General features: G+C 58.4%; 18 protein-coding genes. 2 read left to right on the forward strand and 16 right to left on the reverse strand.

Features of this window, described 5'->3' with window-relative positions:
• Positions 1-25: 25 nt before the first annotated feature.
• On the reverse strand, positions 26-1,570 hold the full coding sequence (locus ACP0KA_RS05240) for a benzoate-CoA ligase family protein (protein WP_424627784.1): 1,545 nt from the start codon (positions 1,568-1,570) through the stop codon (positions 26-28).
• Between the two features lie 174 nt (positions 1,571-1,744).
• Between ACP0KA_RS05240 and ACP0KA_RS05245 the strand changes: the two genes are divergently transcribed.
• Both ACP0KA_RS05245 and ACP0KA_RS05250 read left to right on the forward strand, forming a co-directional pair.
• Positions 1,745-2,638 (forward strand): helix-turn-helix transcriptional regulator, encoded by an 894-nt coding sequence (locus ACP0KA_RS05245; RefSeq protein WP_424627785.1) that lies wholly within the window; start codon positions 1,745-1,747, stop codon positions 2,636-2,638.
• On the forward strand, positions 2,635-3,150 hold the full coding sequence (locus ACP0KA_RS05250) for a hypothetical protein (protein ID WP_424627786.1): 516 nt from the start codon (positions 2,635-2,637) through the stop codon (positions 3,148-3,150). Before ACP0KA_RS05245 ends, ACP0KA_RS05250 begins: the two co-directional genes overlap by 4 nt.
• A gap of 15 nt (positions 3,151-3,165) precedes the next feature.
• On the opposite strand, the gene ACP0KA_RS05255 is transcribed toward ACP0KA_RS05250, so the two are convergent.
• The 15 genes from ACP0KA_RS05255 to ACP0KA_RS05325 form a co-directional block, all read right to left on the reverse strand.
• On the reverse strand, positions 3,166-3,876 hold the full coding sequence (locus tag ACP0KA_RS05255; RefSeq protein WP_424627787.1) for an ABC transporter ATP-binding protein: 711 nt from the start codon (positions 3,874-3,876) through the stop codon (positions 3,166-3,168).
• Positions 3,873-4,646, reverse strand: a complete 774-nt coding sequence (locus tag ACP0KA_RS05260) for an ABC transporter ATP-binding protein (protein ID WP_424627788.1) — start codon at positions 4,644-4,646, stop codon at positions 3,873-3,875. Before ACP0KA_RS05260 ends, ACP0KA_RS05255 begins: the two co-directional genes overlap by 4 nt.
• Positions 4,639-5,640, reverse strand: a complete 1,002-nt coding sequence (locus tag ACP0KA_RS05265) for a branched-chain amino acid ABC transporter permease (protein ID WP_424627789.1) — start codon at positions 5,638-5,640, stop codon at positions 4,639-4,641. Before ACP0KA_RS05265 ends, ACP0KA_RS05260 begins: the two co-directional genes overlap by 8 nt.
• A gap of 1 nt (position 5,641) precedes the next feature.
• Positions 5,642-6,514, reverse strand: coding sequence for a branched-chain amino acid ABC transporter permease (locus ACP0KA_RS05270; RefSeq protein WP_424627790.1), 873 nt, complete (start codon positions 6,512-6,514; stop codon positions 5,642-5,644).
• Between the two features lie 63 nt (positions 6,515-6,577).
• On the reverse strand, positions 6,578-7,768 hold the full coding sequence (locus ACP0KA_RS05275; RefSeq protein ID WP_424627791.1) for an ABC transporter substrate-binding protein: 1,191 nt from the start codon (positions 7,766-7,768) through the stop codon (positions 6,578-6,580).
• Between the two features lie 110 nt (positions 7,769-7,878).
• Positions 7,879-9,738: a feruloyl-CoA synthase gene (locus tag ACP0KA_RS05280; RefSeq protein ID WP_424627792.1), complete on the reverse strand. Its 1,860-nt coding sequence runs from the start codon at positions 9,736-9,738 to the stop codon at positions 7,879-7,881.
• A 768-nt stretch (positions 9,739-10,506) separates the two neighbouring features.
• Entirely contained in the window at positions 10,507-11,895 is a 1,389-nt protein-coding gene (locus ACP0KA_RS05285; RefSeq protein WP_424627793.1) for an amidase, read from the reverse strand.
• A complete protein-coding gene (locus ACP0KA_RS05290) occupies positions 11,892-13,172 on the reverse strand; it encodes an ArgE/DapE family deacylase (RefSeq protein ID WP_424627794.1) in 1,281 nt (426 codons plus the stop codon). Before ACP0KA_RS05290 ends, ACP0KA_RS05285 begins: the two co-directional genes overlap by 4 nt.
• Positions 13,173-13,289: 117 nt before the next feature.
• The gene (locus tag ACP0KA_RS05295; RefSeq protein WP_424627795.1) at positions 13,290-14,291 is read right to left on the reverse strand and encodes a branched-chain amino acid ABC transporter permease; all 1,002 of its coding nucleotides are present in this window, start codon (positions 14,289-14,291) and stop codon (positions 13,290-13,292) included.
• Between the two features lie 4 nt (positions 14,292-14,295).
• Complete coding sequence (locus tag ACP0KA_RS05300) at positions 14,296-15,180, reverse strand: branched-chain amino acid ABC transporter permease (protein ID WP_424627796.1); 885 nt, start codon at positions 15,178-15,180, stop codon at positions 14,296-14,298.
• Positions 15,181-15,208: 28 nt separating this feature from the next.
• Positions 15,209-15,913, reverse strand: coding sequence for an ABC transporter ATP-binding protein (locus ACP0KA_RS05305; protein WP_424627797.1), 705 nt, complete (start codon positions 15,911-15,913; stop codon positions 15,209-15,211).
• Complete coding sequence (locus ACP0KA_RS05310) at positions 15,900-16,640, reverse strand: ABC transporter ATP-binding protein (RefSeq protein WP_424627798.1); 741 nt, start codon at positions 16,638-16,640, stop codon at positions 15,900-15,902. The genes ACP0KA_RS05305 and ACP0KA_RS05310 overlap by 14 nt, the downstream gene beginning before the upstream one ends.
• Positions 16,641-16,729: 89 nt before the next feature.
• Positions 16,730-17,980, reverse strand: a complete 1,251-nt coding sequence (locus ACP0KA_RS05315) for an ABC transporter substrate-binding protein (RefSeq protein ID WP_424627799.1) — start codon at positions 17,978-17,980, stop codon at positions 16,730-16,732.
• Between the two features lie 98 nt (positions 17,981-18,078).
• Positions 18,079-19,356 (reverse strand): 4-aminobutyrate--2-oxoglutarate transaminase, encoded by a 1,278-nt coding sequence (gabT, locus tag ACP0KA_RS05320; RefSeq protein WP_424627800.1) that lies wholly within the window; start codon positions 19,354-19,356, stop codon positions 18,079-18,081.
• 142 nt (positions 19,357-19,498) lie between these two features.
• Positions 19,499-20,407, reverse strand: coding sequence for a LysR family transcriptional regulator (locus ACP0KA_RS05325; RefSeq protein WP_424627801.1), 909 nt, complete (start codon positions 20,405-20,407; stop codon positions 19,499-19,501).
• Between the last annotated feature and the right edge of the window lie 18 nt (positions 20,408-20,425).

Consider the following 20,425-nt stretch of genomic DNA (forward strand, 5'->3'; position numbering starts at 1 on the left):
TGTCCTTTTTATATTTTCTTATGGGCTACGCGGTCGCGCGCAGTTTGAAGCGCTGGATCTTTCCAGTCGCCGTTTTGGGCAAACTATCGACCACCTCAATCCAACGCGGATATTTCCACGGCCCGATGCTCTGCTTCACATGTTCTTTCAGCGAACCATTCAAGCCTTCTGGATCCGCACCTTGTTTCAGAACCACGAACGCCTTTGGCTTCAGAAGGCCTTCCGCGTCTTCAGCGGGAACGACCGCGGCCTCAAGAACCGCGGGATGCGTGATCAATGCGCTTTCGACTTCGAACGGCGAAACCCAAATCCCTGACACCTTGAACATGTCATCGGAGCGGCCGCAGTAGGTGTAACGGCCGTCTGCATCGCGGGTGTATTTGTCGCCTGTCCGCGTCCAACCGCCTTCGAATGTCTGGCGACTCTTGATGCGCTGGTTCCAGTAACCTTCGCCAGCCGAGGGGGCGTTGACGATCAGCTCGCCGACGTCGCCGTCCGCGACATCCTTTCCGGCCTCGTCGATCAATCGAACACTGTAACCGGGCACCGGCTTTCCCGACGTCCCGTATTTGATGTCATCGGGCGAGTTCGACAGGAAGATGTGCAACAGCTCCGTCGATCCGACACCATCCAGAATGTCGACGCCAAAGCGGTCCCGCCAATTCTTCCCGACCAATTCCGGCAGAGCCTCCCCTGCCGAGGTGCAAATCCTCAGTCGTTTGGTGCGCGGCTCCGACTTGAGGGCTTCGTCATTCAGAATGGCGGCAAATAGTGTGGGAACGCCAAAGAAGATGCTCGGGTCATGCTTGCGGAAAAGCTCAAGCAGCAATTGCGGCGTAGGGCGCGCCGGATTCAAGATCGTGGTTGCCCCCACCGACATGGGAAACGTCAGCGCGTTGCCCAGACCGTAGGCGAAGAACATCTTTGCAGCGGACAGTCCGACATCATCCTCGCGAATCCCGAGCACCTGCTTCGCGTAAGTCTCTGCGGTCGCCTCGAGATTCGAATGAAGATGGCGAACGCCTTTCGGCATGCCCGTCGAACCGGACGAGTAAAGCCAAAAGGCCGGTTCGTCAGGGTGCGTTCGCGCGGTCGTGAAATCGTCTCCTTCCCGCGCAATCTCATCGCGGAAGAGCAGATGGCCATGCGCATTCTCGCCCGAAACGATGATGTGCTCGAGATCAGGAAGCCGAGCGAGAATATCTTGAACCGATGGAAGCAATGCTTCCGAGATAAACAGGACGCGCGCACGGCAGTCAGCCAGGATGTAGGCGTACTGCTCCGGCGTCAGCAGCGTGTTCAGAGGGACCGGTACGATGCCGGCCCGCATGCTGCCCAGAAATACGATCGGGAAATCGATCGTATCGAGCATGATCATCGCGACGCGCTCTTCGCGCCGAACGCCGAGGCGGCGGAGCAGTTTCGCCAGCCGACGCGTCTCGGTCTGCAGGGCTCCGTAAGTGATGTCCGCGACAGGGTCTCTGTAGACCACTTTATCGCCACGGCCCTGCGCGACGTTACGATCCAGCAAATACGTCACCGCGTTGTAATTGCCATTTGAATCGCTCATGACTGTCCCCTCAAGCGAGGAATGCGCTTCAGCATTCATCAGCACGGCGTTCACACTCCCACAGCGTTTATGATTAGAATTATAATGCATATAAAGTCACCCGATTGCCTTGCTGTCAATCGTGATCTGCACTATCGTTCCTGTTCTGAGCTCCGATAATGGAATTCCGGTGAGATGAGCCAGCAAGAACAGGCGGAAATTCAGTTCCTGGAGGAGCTCGGTACGCGCGTTCGAACGATGCGCGGCCTGCGCGGTATGTCGCGCAAGGTGCTCGCCGAAGTTTCGGGAATCTCGGAGCGCTATATTGCCCAACTCGAGAGCGGCAAAGGCAACGTTTCAATTGTTCTTCTGAGGCGCGTCAGCGCTGCCATGGGCGCGCACATTGAGGACCTGATCCCGACGATCGGCCTGTCTCCAGACGTGCTCGTTGTCCGCGATCTGATCCGTCATGCATCGCCTCAACAAATCGCACGGGCGAAAGAAATTCTTTCCGGCCATAGCACCACGCACCACGCCGGAATTGCATTGATCGGCCTGCGCGGTGCCGGCAAATCGACTCTCGGTAGAATGCTCGCGAAATCCATCGGTTGGACGTTTGTCGAACTGAACAAAGAGATCGAGCGCTTGAGCGATCTCTCCATCGCGGAAATCATCGCCCTTTATGGCCAGGAAGGATTTCGCCGCAAGGAGCAGGAAGCCTTGGCCGACCTCTTGGCGCGAAAGGATCCTGTCGTGTTAGCGACGGGTGGTGGGATCGTGTCGGAGCCAGTCACCTTCGATCTTGTCTTGTCGTCGTTCTACACGGTGTGGCTGCGCGCAGCACCTGAAGAGCATATGGGGCGGGTGCGTAAACAAGGCGACCTCAGACCCATGGCGGACAACCGCGCGGCTATGGATGAGCTCCGGACCATTCTTCTCAGCCGCGAGCCGCTCTATGCACGCGCCGCCGCTGAAGTCGACACGGCCGGGATGACCGTCGAGGACGCCGCAAAACGGCTGATCGCAGCAGTTGCCCCGGTTCTCGAAAAGGACATACCCGTTTCCTTGCCGCGCGCGGTCGCGCAGTGAAATCACTACGGATCGGTGCAAAGGACACTGCGAAGGCTTGCCCTTCACTTGCGGACATTCTGCAGTGCCGGGCTTTGCAGCCCGCTGAGATCCTGGCCACATACAACGACATTCATCCCGAAGACACATGCGCCGACTTCCGCTCCGTCGCCGATGCGGTGAACGTCAATGCCCATCACTTGCTGGACCGTATGCAGGACGGACCGCGGATCGCAAACGACGCAAGAGTGATGTCTTTCGTCGCCATCGGCGATGGCCGTGCGCGTCTCACCGCTTTCCGGCGCTTCTCGATGCGTCGCCAGGGGATCGTTCCCACGGATATCGTCTACGACTATGACGCGGCCCATCTCCTCCATGCCTTTATCGCGAGAGCATCCTTGCCTTTCTTTTACGATGCTTGGGATGAAGATGGCCTGGACGATCTCATCGGACATCTCATCGTCAAATGGCCGGAGGGGCGAAGGGATGACATCCTTTATGCCAACGATCCGCTCTTATTGACCGACACTTAAATTACTGGGCATTACTTAGACACCGAGGTGTCGATCCAAAAGATCTTGCCGTGATGCAAGCTCCGCGGGGGTATCGTCGAACACCAGGCAGCCCTTGGACATGATCACCATACGATCAGCGATACGCGAGAGCGATCGATAGTCCTTGTCGACAACGATACTCGCAATCCCTTCTGCGCGAACGACATCCAGTGTTTTCCAGATGTCCTTCGCCACGAGAGGAGCCAGACCCTCTGTTGCCTCGTCGATCAAAAGCAATTCGGGATTTGTCATCAGCGCCCGACCGATCGACAACATCTGCTGCTCGCCGCCTGAAAGTTCATGTCCGCCATTGGTGCGGCGTTCGTAAAGGCGCGGAAACAAGTCGTAGATCCGGCTCAGCGTCCAGTTCGATTGCCCGTTTGCGCCGGGCCGCGCCGCCATCACGAGGTTCTCCACGACTGACAGCGCGCCAAATATGCCCCTGCCCTCCGGGACGATGGCGACACCGCGGCGCGCAATTGTCTCAGCTTTGATGCGACAAACGTCCGTTCCCGCGAACAAAATCTCGCCGCGGCGATCCGAAACGAGCCCCATGATCGAGCGGAGAAAGGTCGTTTTTCCCATTCCATTACGCCCGATCAGCGCGATCTGCTCGCCTTTCGCAACATCGAGTGTCACGCCATGAAGCACTTGTCCTGCGCCATAGAATGCCTCCAGACCTTTGATTGCGAGTAGCGCGCTCATGAATTCTGCTCATCGTGTCCAAGATAGGCGCGACGGACTTCCGGGTCGGCGCGGATCTGCTCCGGGTTGCCGCATGCGATCACCTGCCCGTCCGCCATCACGGTCAGCTGGTCCGCCAAGGCAAACACTGCATCCATGTCATGCTCGACAACCAAAACGGCCCGGCCCGCTTTTAACGTGCCGATCAGCTCAATCATCCGGCGTGCTTCCGACTGGCCCATGCCCGCTAAGGGCTCATCCAGCAGCACGACAGTCGGCTGTGTCGCCAACACCATGGCGATCTCAAGCTGACGTTGCTCGCCATGCGACAGATGCATTGCAGTAACATCTGCCCGCGCCGACAATCCCGCCGCCTCAAGGCATTCGCGCGCGAGCCGATTGACCGCGCGGTCCGCGTGCGCGCCGCCGAATATTTTCAGCGGTGCACGGGCGTGGGATTGCGCAGCGAGACGCACATTCTCGTACGCGCTGAAGCGCGCAAAGATGGTGGTCTTTTGATATGAGCGGCCAATACCGGTGCGGGCGCGGGCATCAGGCGGCATGCGCGTGACATCAGCCGGCCCCAGCCGTATCTCGCCGGCTGTGGGCAGCAGATCCCCGGACAGAAGATTGACCAGGGTCGACTTTCCGGCGCCGTTGGGCCCGATGACCGCGTGGATTTCGCCAACCCGCAGGTCGATCGACACATTGGACACCGCGACCAGCCCACCGAACTGCTTGCGCAGCCCTGCCGCTGTCAGTGCCGGCGCTTGCTGCACTGCTTCAACCATGGCCAGGCTCCGCCGTCGGCTTTGCGTCGGAAGATCTGTCGGTTGACCCCAAGATCATGTCCAATAGCCGGCGGGCGCCGCTGGGCATCGCAAGCACGATGCCGATGACGATAATGCCCTCGATCAGCTTCCAATGCTCAGTGAGTCCCTTCAGCGACTCCTCGAGGCCGATCAAAATCATTGCGCCCACCAATGGTCCCGCAACCGAGTGCATTCCGCCGATCAGCACCATCACAAGAATAGTCGCCGACAGGTGCCAGCCGAGCATTTGCGGAGCGACAAACCCGAACTGAGCCGCAGAAAAATATCCAGCAGCGCCGGCGATCATTCCTGAGATAATAAAGGCCGTGAGGCGTACGCGAAAAACGGGAAAGCCCAGCGCTCTGGCGCGCCGCTCGTTTTCTCGTGAAGCCTTGAGCACCCGCCCAAACGGCGAACTGACAAGCCGCGAGAGGAACGCAACCACTGCGACAGTCAAAGCCAAAATGACAAAATAGAATGTCAGCGGCTTATCGAGATCCAGGACCGCCCAACTGCCGATCATGATCGATGGCTTGTTGTAAATGAAGGCGCCATCCGAGCCGCCCGCGAACTTGCTGTCATGCACGCCGAAGAACAGCATTTCACCAAAAGCGAGGGTGACCATGATGAAGTAAATACCTCGCGTCCTCAGCGCGAGCGCTCCGATCACCAACGCCGCAATCCCGGACAAAGCAACAGCAGCCGGAAAGCTCCACCAGAACGACACGGCATCGTACTTTGGAGACAGCAAAGCGAGCGCATAACCTCCCAAGCCAAATAGCGCGGCGTGACACAGGCTCACGAGACCGCCGTAGCCGACCACAAGATTGAGCGCCATGGCCAGCACACCCATGATCAGCACTTTGCTGGCAAACTGGACGTAATACGTCGGAACAAACAACGGCAACGCCACAGCCGCAATAATCACGGCTGCAATGAGGACGCCGGTGCGCAGGTCGATCAAGCCTCTCACGTCAGGCAGCTCCCCGGCCGAGAATCCCATTCGGGCGCACAAGAAGAACGGCCGCCATCAACAGGTAAACGAGGACACTCGAGAGACTTGGGAAGAATATCTTACCGAACGTATCGGTCAGGCCGATGAGAAGCGCCCCGATCGCGGCACCTTCGATCGATCCGATCCCTCCCAGCACCACAACGACGAACGACAGGATCAGCATGCTGTCGCCCATGCCCGGGTAGACGGTTGCGACCGGTGCGATCACCGCGCCGGCCAAAGCCGCAAGCGCGATGCCCACAGAAAACACGCCAAGATTGACGGTATCGAAACCGATGCCGAGCGCCTTCGTCATCTCGCGATTTTCCGCGCCGGCGCGGACGATCATCCCGATTTTCGTTTTCCGGATAATAACGAAGATGGCTGCAGCGACGAGAAGACCGAACACACCAATGGCCAGCCTGTAGACAGGATACGACAGATTGTCGGTCAGTTGGATTGCACCGCGCAGAACGTCAGGCGGCGCAACAGAGTGCACGTCCTTTCCAAACAAAATTTGTCTGATTTCATCGACAACGAGGATCAAACCGAAAGACAGCAACACCTGCGCGAGATGATCTCGCCCGTAAAGCCTTCTGATCAGAGTCACTTCCAAGACGCCGCCGACGACAAGCGCAATCAGCGTTGCTCCGACCAGAGCAATCCAGAAATTTCCCGTCAAAAGTGCCAGCCAATAAGCCAGGTAGGCGCCGAGCATATAGAATGCACCGTGAGCGAGGTTGATGACGCCCAGGATGCCGAACACGAGCGTCAGCCCGCTGGCCACCAGAAACAGAACTGTGCCGTACTGAATGGCATTCAAGAACTGAATGCCTAGCGTTAAAAGATCCATGCGCCGCCCTTAAACGCGAAGAGCGATGCTCGGCATGGCCGAACACCGCTCCTTGCCGGTCTATCAAACGAGTTTGCATCCTCGCGCGGGATCATCGACCTTTTCCTGGGCGATCGAAACCATTTCGTTTCGCCCATTGCGCACCTCGCGCAGGTAGATGTTCTGGATCGGATTGTGCGCCTTGTTGAATGAGAGCGGCCCGCGCGGAGAATCGATCTTGGCTGCTCCCATTGCGCTGACGAGCTTGTCACGCGCCTTGAGGTCACCTCCCACGGCGCTTATTCCGATATCGTAGAGGGCCGCAGCGTCAAATCCCTGCACGGCATAGATGTCGCCATCCTGACCGGTTTTGGCCTTGAATGCTTTCAGAAAAGCCACGTTCGCGGGATGGTCGAGATTATCCGCATAGTGCAGCGTCGTTCTCACACCTGCCGCCGCATCGCCCTGCGCTTGCAATGTGCCGTCCGTCAAGAACCCGGCTCCGTAAAGCGGGATCGTTTTCTTCAATCCCGACGCGTCGTAGTCCTTGACGAATTTCACGGCGCCCCCGCCGGCAAAGAACGAGAACACTGCATCGGGCTTCAGGGTGGCGATGCGCGTGATGAGCGCTTGGAATTCCACCTCCGGGAATGGAAGCGTCAGATCCTCGACGATCTTGCCTCCCAGCTTGGTGAAGTTCTCGCTGAAGCCTCCGATCATCTCCGCACCAGCCGTGTATCGCCAGGTGATGGTGGCCACATTCCGAATGCCGGCATCGTACATCGCCTTTCCGGCTGGATAGGTCGCCTGCCAATTCGAAAACGATGTCCGGAAAATGTTCGGCGCGCACATAGGACCGGTCGCGTCGTTCGCGCCCGCGTTGGGGATGATGAGCATGGTGTTGGTGTCACGGGCGACTTTCACCATCGCCATGGCGACGCCTGAGTGCACCGTGCCGACAACAAGGTCGACCTTTTCGCGGCCGACCAGGCGGTTCATGTTGTCCGCCGCCGCCTCCGGTTTGGATTCGTCATCAACCTGGACAAATGTAATCTCCCGGCCGCCGAGCTTACCGCCCTTCTGTTCGACGTAGAGCCTGAAGCCATTGTCAATGAACTGTCCGAGTTTGGCGTAGGTGCCGGTGTACGGCAGCATCAGACCGACTTTGATCGGCGCTCCCTGGGCAATGGCTGGAGATCGCACCAACGATCCTGCGGCCAGGCCGGCTGCACCTGCCAGGACCGTCCTTCGGCTCAAACGACTTTTCTCGATCATCACTCCTCCTCCCATTCATATCGGCCCGCGCTTGTGATTTTGTTGGGCCGTTGTTGTTTAATGAAACAGTTTTGGTCTTCTAAACTTCGATGCAGCGGCCGACGCCATTGTCACCGCGGACACGCAATCCAGTCCGAGCGGGCGTCATCACAGATTAGCTCCACCGCAGCCGATCGGCAGGACAGCACTGCACGTTGGTTGATGTACCCCTTGTCGGTGATTTCTCCATCGTCGACTGACGGCGGTTCGGCCAGAAGCAGAGCCCGTGTTGCAAATGTCGACGAGCCACCGCCCCGCGCTTTGAGCAGGCTTAATCCCAGCGCAATCGCCTCACGCACCGCGGATGCACTCAGAACCTCCGCAATGGGCGCATCTGCACCGAGCGACGCTTTTGCGCGACACGCGGCGACATTTGGAAACATCAGAAACCCGACCTCGTCCCGATCGTGTCCGGTCACGACGATGTCCTGCACCAGCGGCGCTAGCGCAGCGATGCCTTCAACGCGCAGCTTTCCGACGCTGACCCACGTGCCCGAGGTCAGTTTGAAGTCCTCGGTCACGCGACCGTCGAAGAAGAGCCCCGCCTCGGGGCGCTCCGGGTCGGCGAACGTGATCGCATCGCCGATCATGTAAAAGCCATCGGTATCGAACGCTTTCGCGGTCTGCTCCGGCGATTTCCAATAGCCCGGCGTCACATTGGGGCCGCGAACCCTGACCTCGAGCTTGTCGCTGACAGGAACAAGCTTGACCTCGGTCCCAGGCACCGGGACGCCAATGTTTCCTGATCGCTGGGCCCTGAAATGGCAGTCCGTCGCCAACGGCGCGGTCTCGGTCGAGCCCCACGCAGAGACCAGCGGGACGACGTGGCCCACCGTCGCAAGGGACATATTTTCAAGCTTCTCCCACAGATGCTGCGGAAGCGCCGCACCGGCGTAGAAGATCAGCTTGGTTTGCGAGAAGAAACGGTGTCGCAGCGCGGCGTCTTCGTTCAGGGCTGCGATCAACATGTCGAAGCCGCGCGGAACGTTGAAATAAATCGTGGGGATCACGTCGCGCAGATTGGCAAGCGACAGCTCGAACAGACCCGGAAGCGGCTTGCCGCCGTCGATGTAAAGCGTCCCTCCGTTTCGCAGAACGCAGTTGAAATTGTGATTGGCGCCGAAGGTATGGCTCCAGGGCAGCCAATCGAGAATCACAAGCGTGTCGGGGCCATCGAGGAAGGGCCACACTTGCGCTTTCGCGGCCTGATTGGATGTCAGCATGCGCTGCGTGTTGATCACTGCCTTCGGCAAATCGGTCGAGCCGGAGGTGAACAAGAACTTGGCAATCGTGTCGGGCCCAACCGACCGAAACGCCGTTTCGACCGCTTCACCGTTCGACGATTGAAGACTGGAAAGCGCAATCGCGGCCGACGCCGGGTCTACGACACTCGCCACGATCTGAGCCCGGTGCAGACCGGCAATTGCTGAAAGAGCCGAAGCGAAAGGCCCCGTGTTGGAGACGTAAATAACGCCAGGATCCAACAACCCGATCAGATGTTTCAGTTTCTCGAAATCCTTCGAGACCAGCGAATACGCAGGCGAGATTGATGCAGCGGGGACGCCGATATGCATGGCCGCCAACATGAGAACGCCATGATCGACGGAGTTCTCCGAAAGGATAACCAATGGGCGTTCCGCACTGAGTCCTTGTTCGAGCAACCAGCCGCCCACGACGCGAACGCGTTTCAGCGCGTCACCGTAAGTCAGGCGTTGCCACGGCGTGACCGCCGATTGGCGTTCCGCAAGGAAAGTCCGGTCTGGATGACGGGTCGCCCATTCTTCGAGCCAGTCTCCAACACAGCGCGCGTAAGGAGCCAATGGTGTTTTCGACGACAGCCAGATGGTGCCGTCGGATCGCCGGTCCATTTGGATCGCAGCCGGTGCGAACAAAGGCTCTGACGCCTGCGCAAGTGCTGAAATGGCAGTCATTTTCGAGACCACCCGGCATTTGCACGCGTCGTTGTGGCGCTGCAATTGCGCTCCAGAACGAGCATTTTCATCCCCTTAGCCGCCGGCATCTTGAAAAATAGTGCAGTTTTACCGCACCTCGCACCGACGAATTTGAAATATAGTGCAGCATGCCTTCGGGGATGTCAACGAGACGTGGCCACGCTTCGCGGGGCGGCCCATCGATGGAACGTGCTCGACATTATATAAGTGTCGCACTGGCTCGTGGTCTCCTCCGAACACACGCTGCACGCAGGCGCGGCTGATCACAGAAAGGGCGGCACTACACTGGCACCGCCCGAACGCCTTTCGACCCTTATTCGATCTCGGTCTGCCTGGACGCCGAAATTACTCAAGCCGGATACCGGCGGCAGCGACCGCGACGTCGCTCCCGGAGGTAACAATGATTCGGCACCCGGAGCCGTTCACGGTCGATCGGCCGTTTCTGTTCTACATCACCGATAAGGCTACCGGCCTCAGTCCTTTTCGCCGGCCGCATCAGTGACCCCAGCAAGGCAGATTAAGTCCATGGTCGATGAAGCCCCGAGCGGCGGGAGCCCCAACCAGCCACCCGCAGCCGAGGCAAGAAGAAAAGCGGTTAGAAGAACTGCAGGAGTGAGTAACGCCTCGACATCCGCAATGCTGCTTCATACCCACTTGCTCAGCTGTGCTGGGTGGAAGCCAAGACAGTTCTGTCCACGGAAATGAGATTGATCAACCGCTACGTATTCAAACGTAGCGGTTCAATCTTTAGATTTGCGCGCGCGTATCGAATCCGATCGCGGACTCAAGCGCCATGCTTGCCCGCAGAATAAGGGCTTCAGAGAAGCGAGGTCCGATAATCTGCAAGCCGATCGGTAGGCCAGCCTCGGAAACGCCGCACGGCAGAGCGGCGGCCGGCTGTCCTGTGAGGTTGAACGGCACTGTATAAGGAACCGCCGTTTGCCAGCGATCATAGTCCGGACCATTATAGAGAATGTCCGCAACTGGCGCTGGGGTCGGTGTGGTTGCAGCCAGCAGAAGCGAGTAGCGACGATGGAACGCCGCCATCTTTTCTGCGAGTTGTGCGCGCGCGCTCTCGGCGCGGTCTAGCGCTTCACCGCTCACATCCAATCCTGCTTCCGCCAATTCGCGGAAGCCCGGATCGAGTAAGTCCCATTGATCACGCGAAATTTGCCGTAAGCGCGCGGCGAAGCCGGCTCGCCAGTGATCTTCAAAGATCGGACGCAAGGGGTCAAGAACCGGTCCAACGTCTTCGACCTCCGCGCCGAGGTCACGGGCAAGAGATACAGCCGACGCAATCGCGCGTTCAACGTCCGGTGATGGCGCGATCCCCTGCAGCGCAGGCGAGTAGCCGATCTTCATGCCTTTGATGCCGGCCCCAAGACCATCCAACCAGCCGGCCTCCGGCGCAGGAACCGCATAGTAATCGCGATCATCTGGACGCGCGAGAACCCGCAACATCGTCGCTGCATCCGTCACCGATCGCGCGATCGGCCCATTTGAAACGAGCGTGCAGAACAAGCCTGACTGGACGTGAGGGACGCGCCCGAAAGTCGGTTTGATTCCGAAGAGCCCACAAAAATTGGCAGGAATACGGATGGATCCACCGCCGTCATTGCCAAGCACGAGTGTGCCGACGCCTGCGGCCAGTGCAGCGGCACCACCGCCGGTCGATCCCCCGGACGAGTGCGACGCATTCCACGGATTTCGTGTGATGCCTCGCAACGAGCTGTCGGTGATGCCCTTCCAGCCGAATTCCGGAAGCGTGGTCTTGCCCAGGAAGACCGCTCCCGCCTCCCGCAAGCGGGCAACGCTGGGCGAGTCTTCAGTTACCGGCTCCGCAGAGGTCGTGCGCGAGCCGGACCGCGTCGGCATGCCCGCGACGTCAAGGTTGTCCTTGATCGTCACGGGAACGCCATCCAGCTCGCCAATCGGAGTACCGGAACGCCACCTTGCTTCGGACGCACGCGCCTGTTCGCGCGCGAGATCCGGGGTCAAGAGCTGAAAGGTCGCGAACTGTTTGTCCACGACCTCAGCCCGTTGAAGATGTTGCTCAACAACGTCAGTCGGCGACAACTCCTTGCTGCGATAGCGCGCCGTAAGCTCGGCGACCGGCAAGCTCACGGTATCGGTCATGCCTTCTCCACTCCGCACCAATCAGCAATGAAGAGCGCCATGGTTTGCGTGGCCTTGCGGAGCGTATCGAGGTTCACGCGCTCATTGAAGCCGTGCATCTGCTCAGCAACCGCCCCGAAAGAGAGGCTCGGAATGCCGTGGTTGAGACCGTAGAAACGCGTGTCGGTGAGGCCGGTAAACGCAGCCTCGGGCAACTCGCCGCCATAGATCGCCGAATATGTTTGTCGCAAGACGGCCTCAGGTTCTTCAGCACCGGTGAGTTCGAAGCCGTCCGACAAAAATCCGGACCACACGACTTCCGGCGGACTGGCAGCAAGGAAGGAATGCTTGCGCGACGCTTCAGCGACGCAGGCGGCAATTTCAGCCTGGCAATCCGAAACCTTCCAGCCCGGAAGAATCGCAATCCGACAGTCCACATCGCACCACGCAGGAACGCTGGAGGCCCACTCTCCTCCCTTGATGATGCCCGGATTGAAATTGATCGGATGCACCACCGACTTGAAATGCCGGTCGTTCACCGCGCGGCGATTCCACTCTTCCTCAAGCCCCTCGAGCGCCTGGATCAGATGATAGGCAGCCTTGATGGCATTGGAGCCGGATCCCGCCTGGGCGACATGGGCCGGCCGGCCCCGCACCTTCAATCGAAACCAGATGACACCGACCTGCGAGCGGATCAGCTGGCCCTGCGTCGGCTCGGGAATGAAACAGCAATCGGCTCGGTAACCACGTTGAAGAGTCGAGAGAGCGCCAACACCCGTGCTCTCCTCCTCAATGACCGACTGGACGTGGATGCGCGCGGTCGGCTTCAGACCGGCAGCACGCAGAGCATCAAGGGCATAGATCGCGCCGATAGTGCCTGACTTCATGTCGCCTGCGCCGCGGCCATACATCCATCCGTCCTTAATGATCGGCTGGAATGGAGGCGTCTCCCACATGTCGAGCGGACCGGCCGGGACAACATCGCAATGTCCCTGCAGGATGAGCGATTTGCCGGCCGTCCGTTCCGGACGATAGGTCCCGACAACCGTGCGGGCACGGGAGAAATCGTGCTCGATCGGGCCAAATCCGGGGAGATCTTTCAGATCGTCAACTTCGATCTTCCAATCATCGACCTCGTAGCCGCGCTGGTTGAGAAGATCAGCCATCATGTCCTGGCACGGCCCTTCAGCGCCGCGCGTGCTCGGAATCGCAACGAATTCTTTGGTGGTTGCGAGCTGCTCGTCAAAGCGCGCTGCGACGGCATCACAAATGCGACGCGAGGTATCGGAATCGACCATGATTTTTTCTGGCTCCTTATTGCGGGTCCGGCAGAGAGGTCGCGGTCGTCAGACCGCGGTTGTCAGTTTCGAGTTTAGAATTTCGAGAGAGTAGACACGTTCGCTTCTGTCCAACGCTTACGATGACTGCGCGCCCTTGCGGCGGGTCAAGAACGCAAGGCGCATGCTCGCAAGCCCCTTGGGCAGGAACATCACGATGGCAACCAGGAGCACGCCGTAGATCAGCATGCGATATTCGCCAAATCCACGCAGGCCTTCCAATCCGAAGGTCAGGATGAACGCGCCGATGGTAGGACCGAGCAGCCGTCCGATGCCTCCGATCAAGGTCATGGCGACAATCTGAATCATGATATCGATTCCAAGCGCCGAACTCGGCGTGAGGATCAACACATAGTGGGCGTAGAAAGCGCCGAGGACGCCCGCCAGCATTGAACTCAAGGCGAACACAAGGGTCTTGTAGCGTGTCAGATTGAGCCCAAGGCTCTCGGCCGCGATTTGAGAATCCCTGATTGCCCGAAGGCCGAAACCAAAGCGATTGCGCAAAAGCCAGTAAGTCAAGCCGACAATAAGCAACCAGAGGAACACGATAACGTAGAAGTAAGCCACCTTGTGGGCGGCATCGAACGTCACCGGGCCGATGATCGGGAGCGAAAAGGATGTGAACGGCGGAATGCCCCACAGTCCAAGTTCGCCACGCGTGAAGTCCGTCAAATTCGAACAGACGATGCGCACAATCTCCGCAAATGCGAGGGTCATGATCGCGATATGGGGAACAGAGCGGATCCGCAGCACCGGCATCGAAATGAAACATCCCAGTGCAGCCGACATCACGCCTGCAATCCACATGGTCAGCCACGGGCTCAAACCCAGCTTCATGCTCATCAATGCGGAGCCGTAAGCGCCGAGACCAAAGAAGGCCTGATGGCCGAACGTGAAAATGCCGGCGTAGCCGTTGATCAAATTCCAGCTCGAGGCGAGAGCGCCGAACAGCAAGGCCAGAATGCAGACGTGCAGAAAATACGCCTCCTGCGTGACGAGCGGGACGATGCAAAGAAGCACCGCGATGCCGATCAGAATGTACGGATTGTTGAGGGGCTTTCTGTTGTCGGGTGTGGTCATGACTTTAGCTTTCCTTCACACCGAACAAGCCCCATGGACGGAACCATAGAATAAGAATCAGGACGGAGAACGAGATGACCTCGCGCCACTGCGAGGACCACACGATGACGCCAAGCGTTTCCACGATGCCGATAAGAATGCCGCCGACGATGGCACCCTGGAAGCTGCCTAGCCCCCCAAGCACGACCACAACGAATCCCTTGAGCATTAAGGGAGCTCCCATCCAGGGACTGATCGAATTGATGCTTGCGAGCATCGTTGCGGCGAGGCCAGCAAGCGCCGCCGCGATACCGAATGTCACGGTGAAAACGCGATAAACGTTAACGCCATAAAGAACGGCAGCATCGCGATCCATCGCAGTCGCCCGCAAGGCCATTCCGAAGCGCGTGCGTCGCAGAAGGTACCACATCGCCAACATGGTCCCCGCTGCAACAGCGAAAATGAGAAGGCGTTGATACGACAAACGCATGCCCATGACGCGCATGACGCCGTTGATGAAATACGGAACCGTCTTGAATTTCTCACCCCAGATATGAAGAGCCGCATTCTGAAGAAAGATCGAAACGCCAAGCGTCGAGACCAGCGTGCTGAATTCCCACTGCGGCTTACCGAGCAACGGGTGAACCGACACACGCTCGACCGCGAGGCCAGCGATGAAGACCAGCGCAATAGCGAGCGGCACCGCCATCGCGGCTGGCATTCCCATGGACGACATCAGCAGGAAGAAAAAATAACCACCCAGCATGTAGAACTCGCCATGGGCGAAGTTCAGCATGCGCATCGTACCCCATATCAGCGTCAAGCCGCTCGCAACGAGGGCATACATCGATCCAAGAATGATACCGTTGATAATTTGCTCGGCAAAAAGCGGCAGCGGCATTGAAAACATGATCCAGGCTCTTTCTCAGCGATCTGCGTCAAAGACCGAGATAGGCTTCACGAACAACATCATCGTTCATCAGGTCTGAAGCTTTCCCGGTTTTGACGATGCGGCCGTTCTCCATCAGATAGGCGCGCCGTGCGGTTTCAAGCGCAAGCTGCGCGTTTTGTTCGACGAGGACGATACCAACGCCTTCCGCATTGATGTTGCGGATGGTGTCGAAGACCGTTTCGATAATCTTTGGGGCGAGACCGAGGGACGGTTCATCGAGCAGAAGAAGCCGTGGCTTCGCCATCAAGGCGCGTCCAATGGCAGCCATCTGCTGCTCCCCGCCCGACATGGTGCCGGCCATTTGCTCCCGTCGTTCCGCGAGGCGTGGAAAAAGAGTGTAAACGCGCTCAAGATCGGCGCGCCCATCCGCATTGCGATGGTACGCGCCCATCATCAGGTTTTCCTGCACACTCATGTCGCGGAAAAGCCGTCGTCCCTCGGGGACATGGGCAATACCGCTCGATACAACCGACCAGGGATCAATTGCTGCGAGGTCCCGGCCATCGTATTTCAGAGTGCCCTCGCGCGGCTTCACCAGACCGGAAATGGTCCGCAGGACGGTGCTTTTTCCGGCGCCGTTGGAGCCGATAATGGCCACGATCTCGCCAGGCTCAACGATAAGATCGATACCGAACAGAGCTTGCGCGTCGCCGTAAAACGCCGAAACGTTGCTGAGCTCAAGCCGAGACATTGGCGGCTCCTCCAAGATAGGCCTCGATGACCGCCTCGTTCCGCGTGATTTCGGCCGGTGATCCTTCCGCGATCAGCTCGCCGTGGTGCAAAACGACGACACGATCGGCAAGACCCATCACGGCACGCATCACGTGCTCGATCATGATGATGGTCACGCCCGTCGCGCGAACCTGCCTGATGGCTTCCATGATTTCGGTCACTTCGTTCGGCCGTAAGCCACCCATCACTTCGTCCAATAATAGAAGGGTGGGCTTTGTGGCAAGCGCACGGGCAAGCTCGAGCTTCTTGCGAGCGCCAAGAGGAAGTGACGATGATTCATCGAAGGCCCATCGTTCCAAACCAACCTGGGCAAGAATGCGCGACGCTTCATCTTCAAGCTGGCCCGTATGCCCACTCGCTCCAAAGTGCAGCGCCACCATGACGTTTTCGAAGACACTCATTTGCGAAAACGGCTGCGGAATCTGAAAAGTCCGAGCGATGCCCAAATGGCATCGCTGATCGGGACGCAGACGGGTGATATCCTGCGAGCGAAAATCAATCGCACCGCTTGTCGGCTGTTCCTTACCTGCAATCACGTTGAACAGTGTCGTCTTGCCAGCGCCGTTGGGGCCAATCAGGCCGAGAATTTCGTTTTCCCAAACGTTAAGCGAGACATCCTTCAGCGCGACGACGCCGACAAAACTTTTGCGGATTTTCTTTGTCTCAAGAAGAGAGGTTTTCGTCATGCTTGTCTTGTTCGCTCCGTCGGGCAGACGTGGCTTAAGCGGGGAAACGGGAGAGAGATAACATCATCTCTCTCCCGCCATTTATCTTCTTACTGAAGATTGGGCTGAGTCTTGTACTTGCCGGATGCCCGCTGCTGCGGCCAGATCACGACGTTCTTGCCCCCTTGAATCTGCGCCGCGGGGAGCGGAATGAATTCAGGGCCCGCTTTTGCGGTGTGGTTCTTCGGATCGAAAACCCAGGTTCCATGCAAACCCGTGTACTTGGTCTTGCCGATAGCATCTGAGATCTTGTTGGCGTCACGCGATCCTGCAGAATCGATCGCGCTCAGTGCCACATTCATAATGCCGTGACCGAAAGCGTGATCCGATGAAGCGCCGGTGTTGTACTTCTGTTTGACGAGCTTGTCGAACTGCGCGTGGTCCTTGTTCGACGCCGCATCGAACTGCATCGGCACCCAGACCAATCCTTCTGCTGCACTGCCCGCCTGATCGAGGAATTCAGAACGCAGCGGATAGTAGACAGCAAGATGCAGGGCTTCGACGCCCAGTTCCTGGAACTGCTTCACAAGGCCCGCGCCGGAATTCACCGAGGTGAAGATCGACACCAGCACGTCAGGCTGGAGCGAGCGCATTTTGGTCAGCTGCGGATAAAAGTCAGCATGGCCGAGAGGGACGGTTTCCAACGCGACGACATTCCAACCGTCTTTCTTGAAGAGGTCCGCCGTCATCTCCGCATTCGAGCGGCCGTAATCCGTATCCTCTACCACGAATGCGATAGTTTTCTTCTTCGGCTTAAAGCCGGTTGCAGCAATGTCCTTATAAACATCGTGCAAAGCCTCGCCGTAAGCCTCGCTATTGAAGTCACCCTTCCAGAACAGCTTGTACTTCTCCGGATCGGCTTCGATCTTTTTCGAGATTTCGGTGCTGACCGGTTCGCCGCTCAATATTGGAAGCTTGAACTGGGACGCGAGCTCCATCAGAGCGATGGTGACCGAGCTATGGAACGCTTCACCGATGAGAAGATCGATCTTGTCGCGGTTGATCATCTTCTGAGCCGCACTCACACCCACCTCGGGGCGCGACTGGGAGTCTTCAAAGATCACAGTGACTGGGGTCTTCTGACCATCGATGGTAACGCCGCCCTTGGCATTCCATTCTGCCGCGGCAATTTCCATGCCCTGGCGCAGCGCGATGCCCGAATTGGCGGCGGGTCCGGTGAGCGGAGCAACCACGCCAATCTTGACGGGCTCCGCTGCAAGGCTCGGCTTGATCGTGAGACTGAGCGCGCTCACTCCGGCGCCGACCATCAATGTTCGTCGGTTTAATGTGATGTCTTTCATGGTTCCTCCTTTAAGGATGATGATTTTGCCTTGCTTCTCGTAAATCAGCCGGCGGCATAACAAGCGTAACGCGCGCGAGATGCACCGGTTCTGCCGTCTTAGGCGACCAATGCTTTCGCCAGAATGTCGAGCCCTTCGTCGACGATCTCATCCGACGCTGTCAACGGGACCAGGATACGGATCGTGTTGGCATTCGTGCCACAGGATAGCAACACAAGCCCTTCCTCAAATGCACGCTTCGTCACCCGGCTAGTGGCAGCCGCGTCCGGCGTATCGGTCCCTCGCTCCTTCACAATATCGAAGGCAACCATGGCACCGGGGCCACGTATCGCGGCGATCGGCAGAAGATCATTGCGATGCTGCAGCGCTTTGATGCCATCTTTCAACCGCTGACCGATGGCATTTGACCGGCCGAGGAGTTTTTCTTCCTCGAAAACGTCGAGCACGGCGAGCGCAGCCGCACAAGACAACGGATTGCCTGCATAGGTGCCGCCTAGTCCGCCGGGATCTGCTGCGTCCATAATGGGCGCGCGTCCGATGACGCCGGAGAGCGGAAAGCCGCCAGCCAGACTCTTCGCAACGCAGATCATGTCGGGCGAGACGTCATAATGCTCCATCGCAAACATCTTGCCGGTACGGCCAAAGCCTGTCTGCACTTCGTCTGCAATGAGAATGATGCCGTGCTCATCGCAGACCCGCCGCAGCGCGCGCATCAGTTCTGGTGGCGCCATGTGGAATCCGCCCTCGCCCTGAACCGGCTCGACGATAATCGCCGCAACACGGGAGGGATCGATATCGGCCTTGAAGAGAAATGCCAGATATTTGAGCGCGTCCTCAACCGTGACGTCATGCTGTGGTACGGGGAAAGGTACGTGCCACACGTCGGGGACCGTTGGACCCAAGTTCTTCTTATAGGGAACGACTTTGCCTGTGAGGCTCATTGCCATCACCGTCCGGCCATGGAAGCCGCCCGTAAAGGCGATAACACCGGGGCGGCCTGTCGCCGCGCGCGCGATCTTGATGGCGTTTTCGGTCGCTTCCGCGCCCGTTGTCAGAAGAATGGACTTGGCAGGCCCTGAAATGGGAGCCAGCGCGTTGAGACGTTCGCAGAGCTTAATGTAGGGCTCGTACATCACGACCTGGAAGCAGGTGTGCGTGAAGTGCTCCATCTGTTTCCGAACAGCCTCCATCACGCGGGGATGGCAATGTCCGGTGTTGACGACAGCAATGCCGCCAGCGAAATCGACGTAGCGCTTTCCTTCCACATCCCAAATTTCTGCATTGAGCGCGCGTGCAGCGGAAATCTGAGACGCGTGCCCTACGCCACGAACAACGGCCTCTTGCCGGCGGGCTGACAGTTCGGAATTGGTCGGCATGATTTGTTGTTCCTCCCAGGTGACCAAAATTGCGATGGCAACTTCCCGGTTAGTTCCTTGGAGAACAATTGCTTAATTTGCTTCGTTTTGGTGCTTTTTTAGCACCAATCTGAAGTCATTGTAATATCAATCGTTCTTGCGATTAACGATCCGCATGTGGCTCGGGGCGTAATGAGAGTCCCTGCAGCCAACTCCGCAGCGCCACCATGGCGGACTCGTTCCACCGCTCGGCTGGAGCGCGAAGGTAATAGCCCCAGAAACGGATGTCGGACGGAATGATCTCAATGAGAGCGCCCGTTTTCAGATCCTCCTCCACCAGCAACTCATTGGCGAGAGCAACGCCTTGACCAAGGCGCGCCGCCTCAATCGCAAGATGAGCATGCCAAAGGCGAGGACCGCTCAGGGGGTGCGGCGCGGCCGTCCCCGCGAGGCTGAACCACCGATCCCATTGATCAGTCGACTCTTCATGGATCAGTGGAAGGCGCAGGAGATCGCTGATTGTACCAATACCCGGATAGCGCGCCATGAAGGTTGGACTGACAACGGGAAAAACACGCGGACACGCCAATAATTCGGTGCGCACGCCGTCGGTGCTTTCAGTCCTGTCGGTGTAGATGACTTCGGCATCCGCCTCGCCGCCAACAAGGTCGGAGCGCGCAAGCGTTGGATGAAGAAATATCTCCCATTCCGGCAGCAACGCCTCCAATTCTGGGAGGTGGACCAGCAATCGACGGTTGGCCAGGCCCGGGAAACACCAAATGACAAGCTTACGTTGGGCAGCGGGTCTCAGATCAGCTGTCGCACGCGCGATGGCCTCAAACGCTCGCCCGATTTGTTCATGATAACGCGTGCCCTCGGCCGTGAGGACGACCCCTCGACCACGCGCTTCAATCAGCTTGACGCCCAGCCATTCTTCCAGATTCCGCAGGTGGCGCGAAACGACCGTGTGACTCACTGCGAGTTCATCACCGGCGCTGCGAATACTCTGCCTTCGGCCAACCGCATCGAAGGCACGCAAGGCAACGAGAGGAGGAAGGCGGGCATTCTTCATATGTCATGCCAATCTGAA

Origin of the sequence: Bradyrhizobium sp. SYSU BS000235 (assembly GCF_049747295.1) — a bacterium.
GTDB lineage: Bacteria > Pseudomonadota > Alphaproteobacteria > Rhizobiales > Xanthobacteraceae > Afipia.

What these genes read in the sequence shown, in the direction of transcription:
- ACP0KA_RS05240 (WP_424627784.1), bottom strand. Translation starts at nt 1,570, where the DNA reads ATGAGCGATTCAAATGGCAATTACAACGCGGTGACGTATTTGCTGGAT.
- ACP0KA_RS05285 (WP_424627793.1), bottom strand. Translation starts at nt 11,895, where the DNA reads ATGACCGATACCGTGAGCTTGCCGGTCGCCGAGCTTACGGCGCGCTAT.
- gabT (WP_424627800.1), bottom strand. Translation starts at nt 19,356, where the DNA reads ATGCCGACCAATTCCGAACTGTCAGCCCGCCGGCAAGAGGCCGTTGTT.
- ACP0KA_RS05305 (WP_424627797.1), bottom strand. Translation starts at nt 15,913, where the DNA reads ATGTCTCGGCTTGAGCTCAGCAACGTTTCGGCGTTTTACGGCGACGCG.
- ACP0KA_RS05280 (WP_424627792.1), bottom strand. Translation starts at nt 9,738, where the DNA reads ATGACTGCCATTTCAGCACTTGCGCAGGCGTCAGAGCCTTTGTTCGCA.
- ACP0KA_RS05310 (WP_424627798.1), bottom strand. Translation starts at nt 16,640, where the DNA reads ATGACGAAAACCTCTCTTCTTGAGACAAAGAAAATCCGCAAAAGTTTT.
- ACP0KA_RS05255 (WP_424627787.1), bottom strand. Translation starts at nt 3,876, where the DNA reads ATGAGCGCGCTACTCGCAATCAAAGGTCTGGAGGCATTCTATGGCGCA.
- ACP0KA_RS05300 (WP_424627796.1), bottom strand. Translation starts at nt 15,180, where the DNA reads ATGTTTTCAATGCCGCTGCCGCTTTTTGCCGAGCAAATTATCAACGGT.
- ACP0KA_RS05315 (WP_424627799.1), bottom strand. Translation starts at nt 17,980, where the DNA reads ATGAAAGACATCACATTAAACCGACGAACATTGATGGTCGGCGCCGGA.
- ACP0KA_RS05275 (WP_424627791.1), bottom strand. Translation starts at nt 7,768, where the DNA reads ATGATCGAGAAAAGTCGTTTGAGCCGAAGGACGGTCCTGGCAGGTGCA.
- ACP0KA_RS05260 (WP_424627788.1), bottom strand. Translation starts at nt 4,646, where the DNA reads ATGGTTGAAGCAGTGCAGCAAGCGCCGGCACTGACAGCGGCAGGGCTG.
- ACP0KA_RS05295 (WP_424627795.1), bottom strand. Translation starts at nt 14,291, where the DNA reads ATGACCACACCCGACAACAGAAAGCCCCTCAACAATCCGTACATTCTG.
- ACP0KA_RS05325 (WP_424627801.1), bottom strand. Translation starts at nt 20,407, where the DNA reads ATGAAGAATGCCCGCCTTCCTCCTCTCGTTGCCTTGCGTGCCTTCGAT.
- ACP0KA_RS05270 (WP_424627790.1), bottom strand. Translation starts at nt 6,514, where the DNA reads ATGGATCTTTTAACGCTAGGCATTCAGTTCTTGAATGCCATTCAGTAC.
- ACP0KA_RS05245 (WP_424627785.1), top strand. Translation starts at nt 1,745, where the DNA reads ATGAGCCAGCAAGAACAGGCGGAAATTCAGTTCCTGGAGGAGCTCGGT.
- ACP0KA_RS05290 (WP_424627794.1), bottom strand. Translation starts at nt 13,172, where the DNA reads ATGGTCGATTCCGATACCTCGCGTCGCATTTGTGATGCCGTCGCAGCG.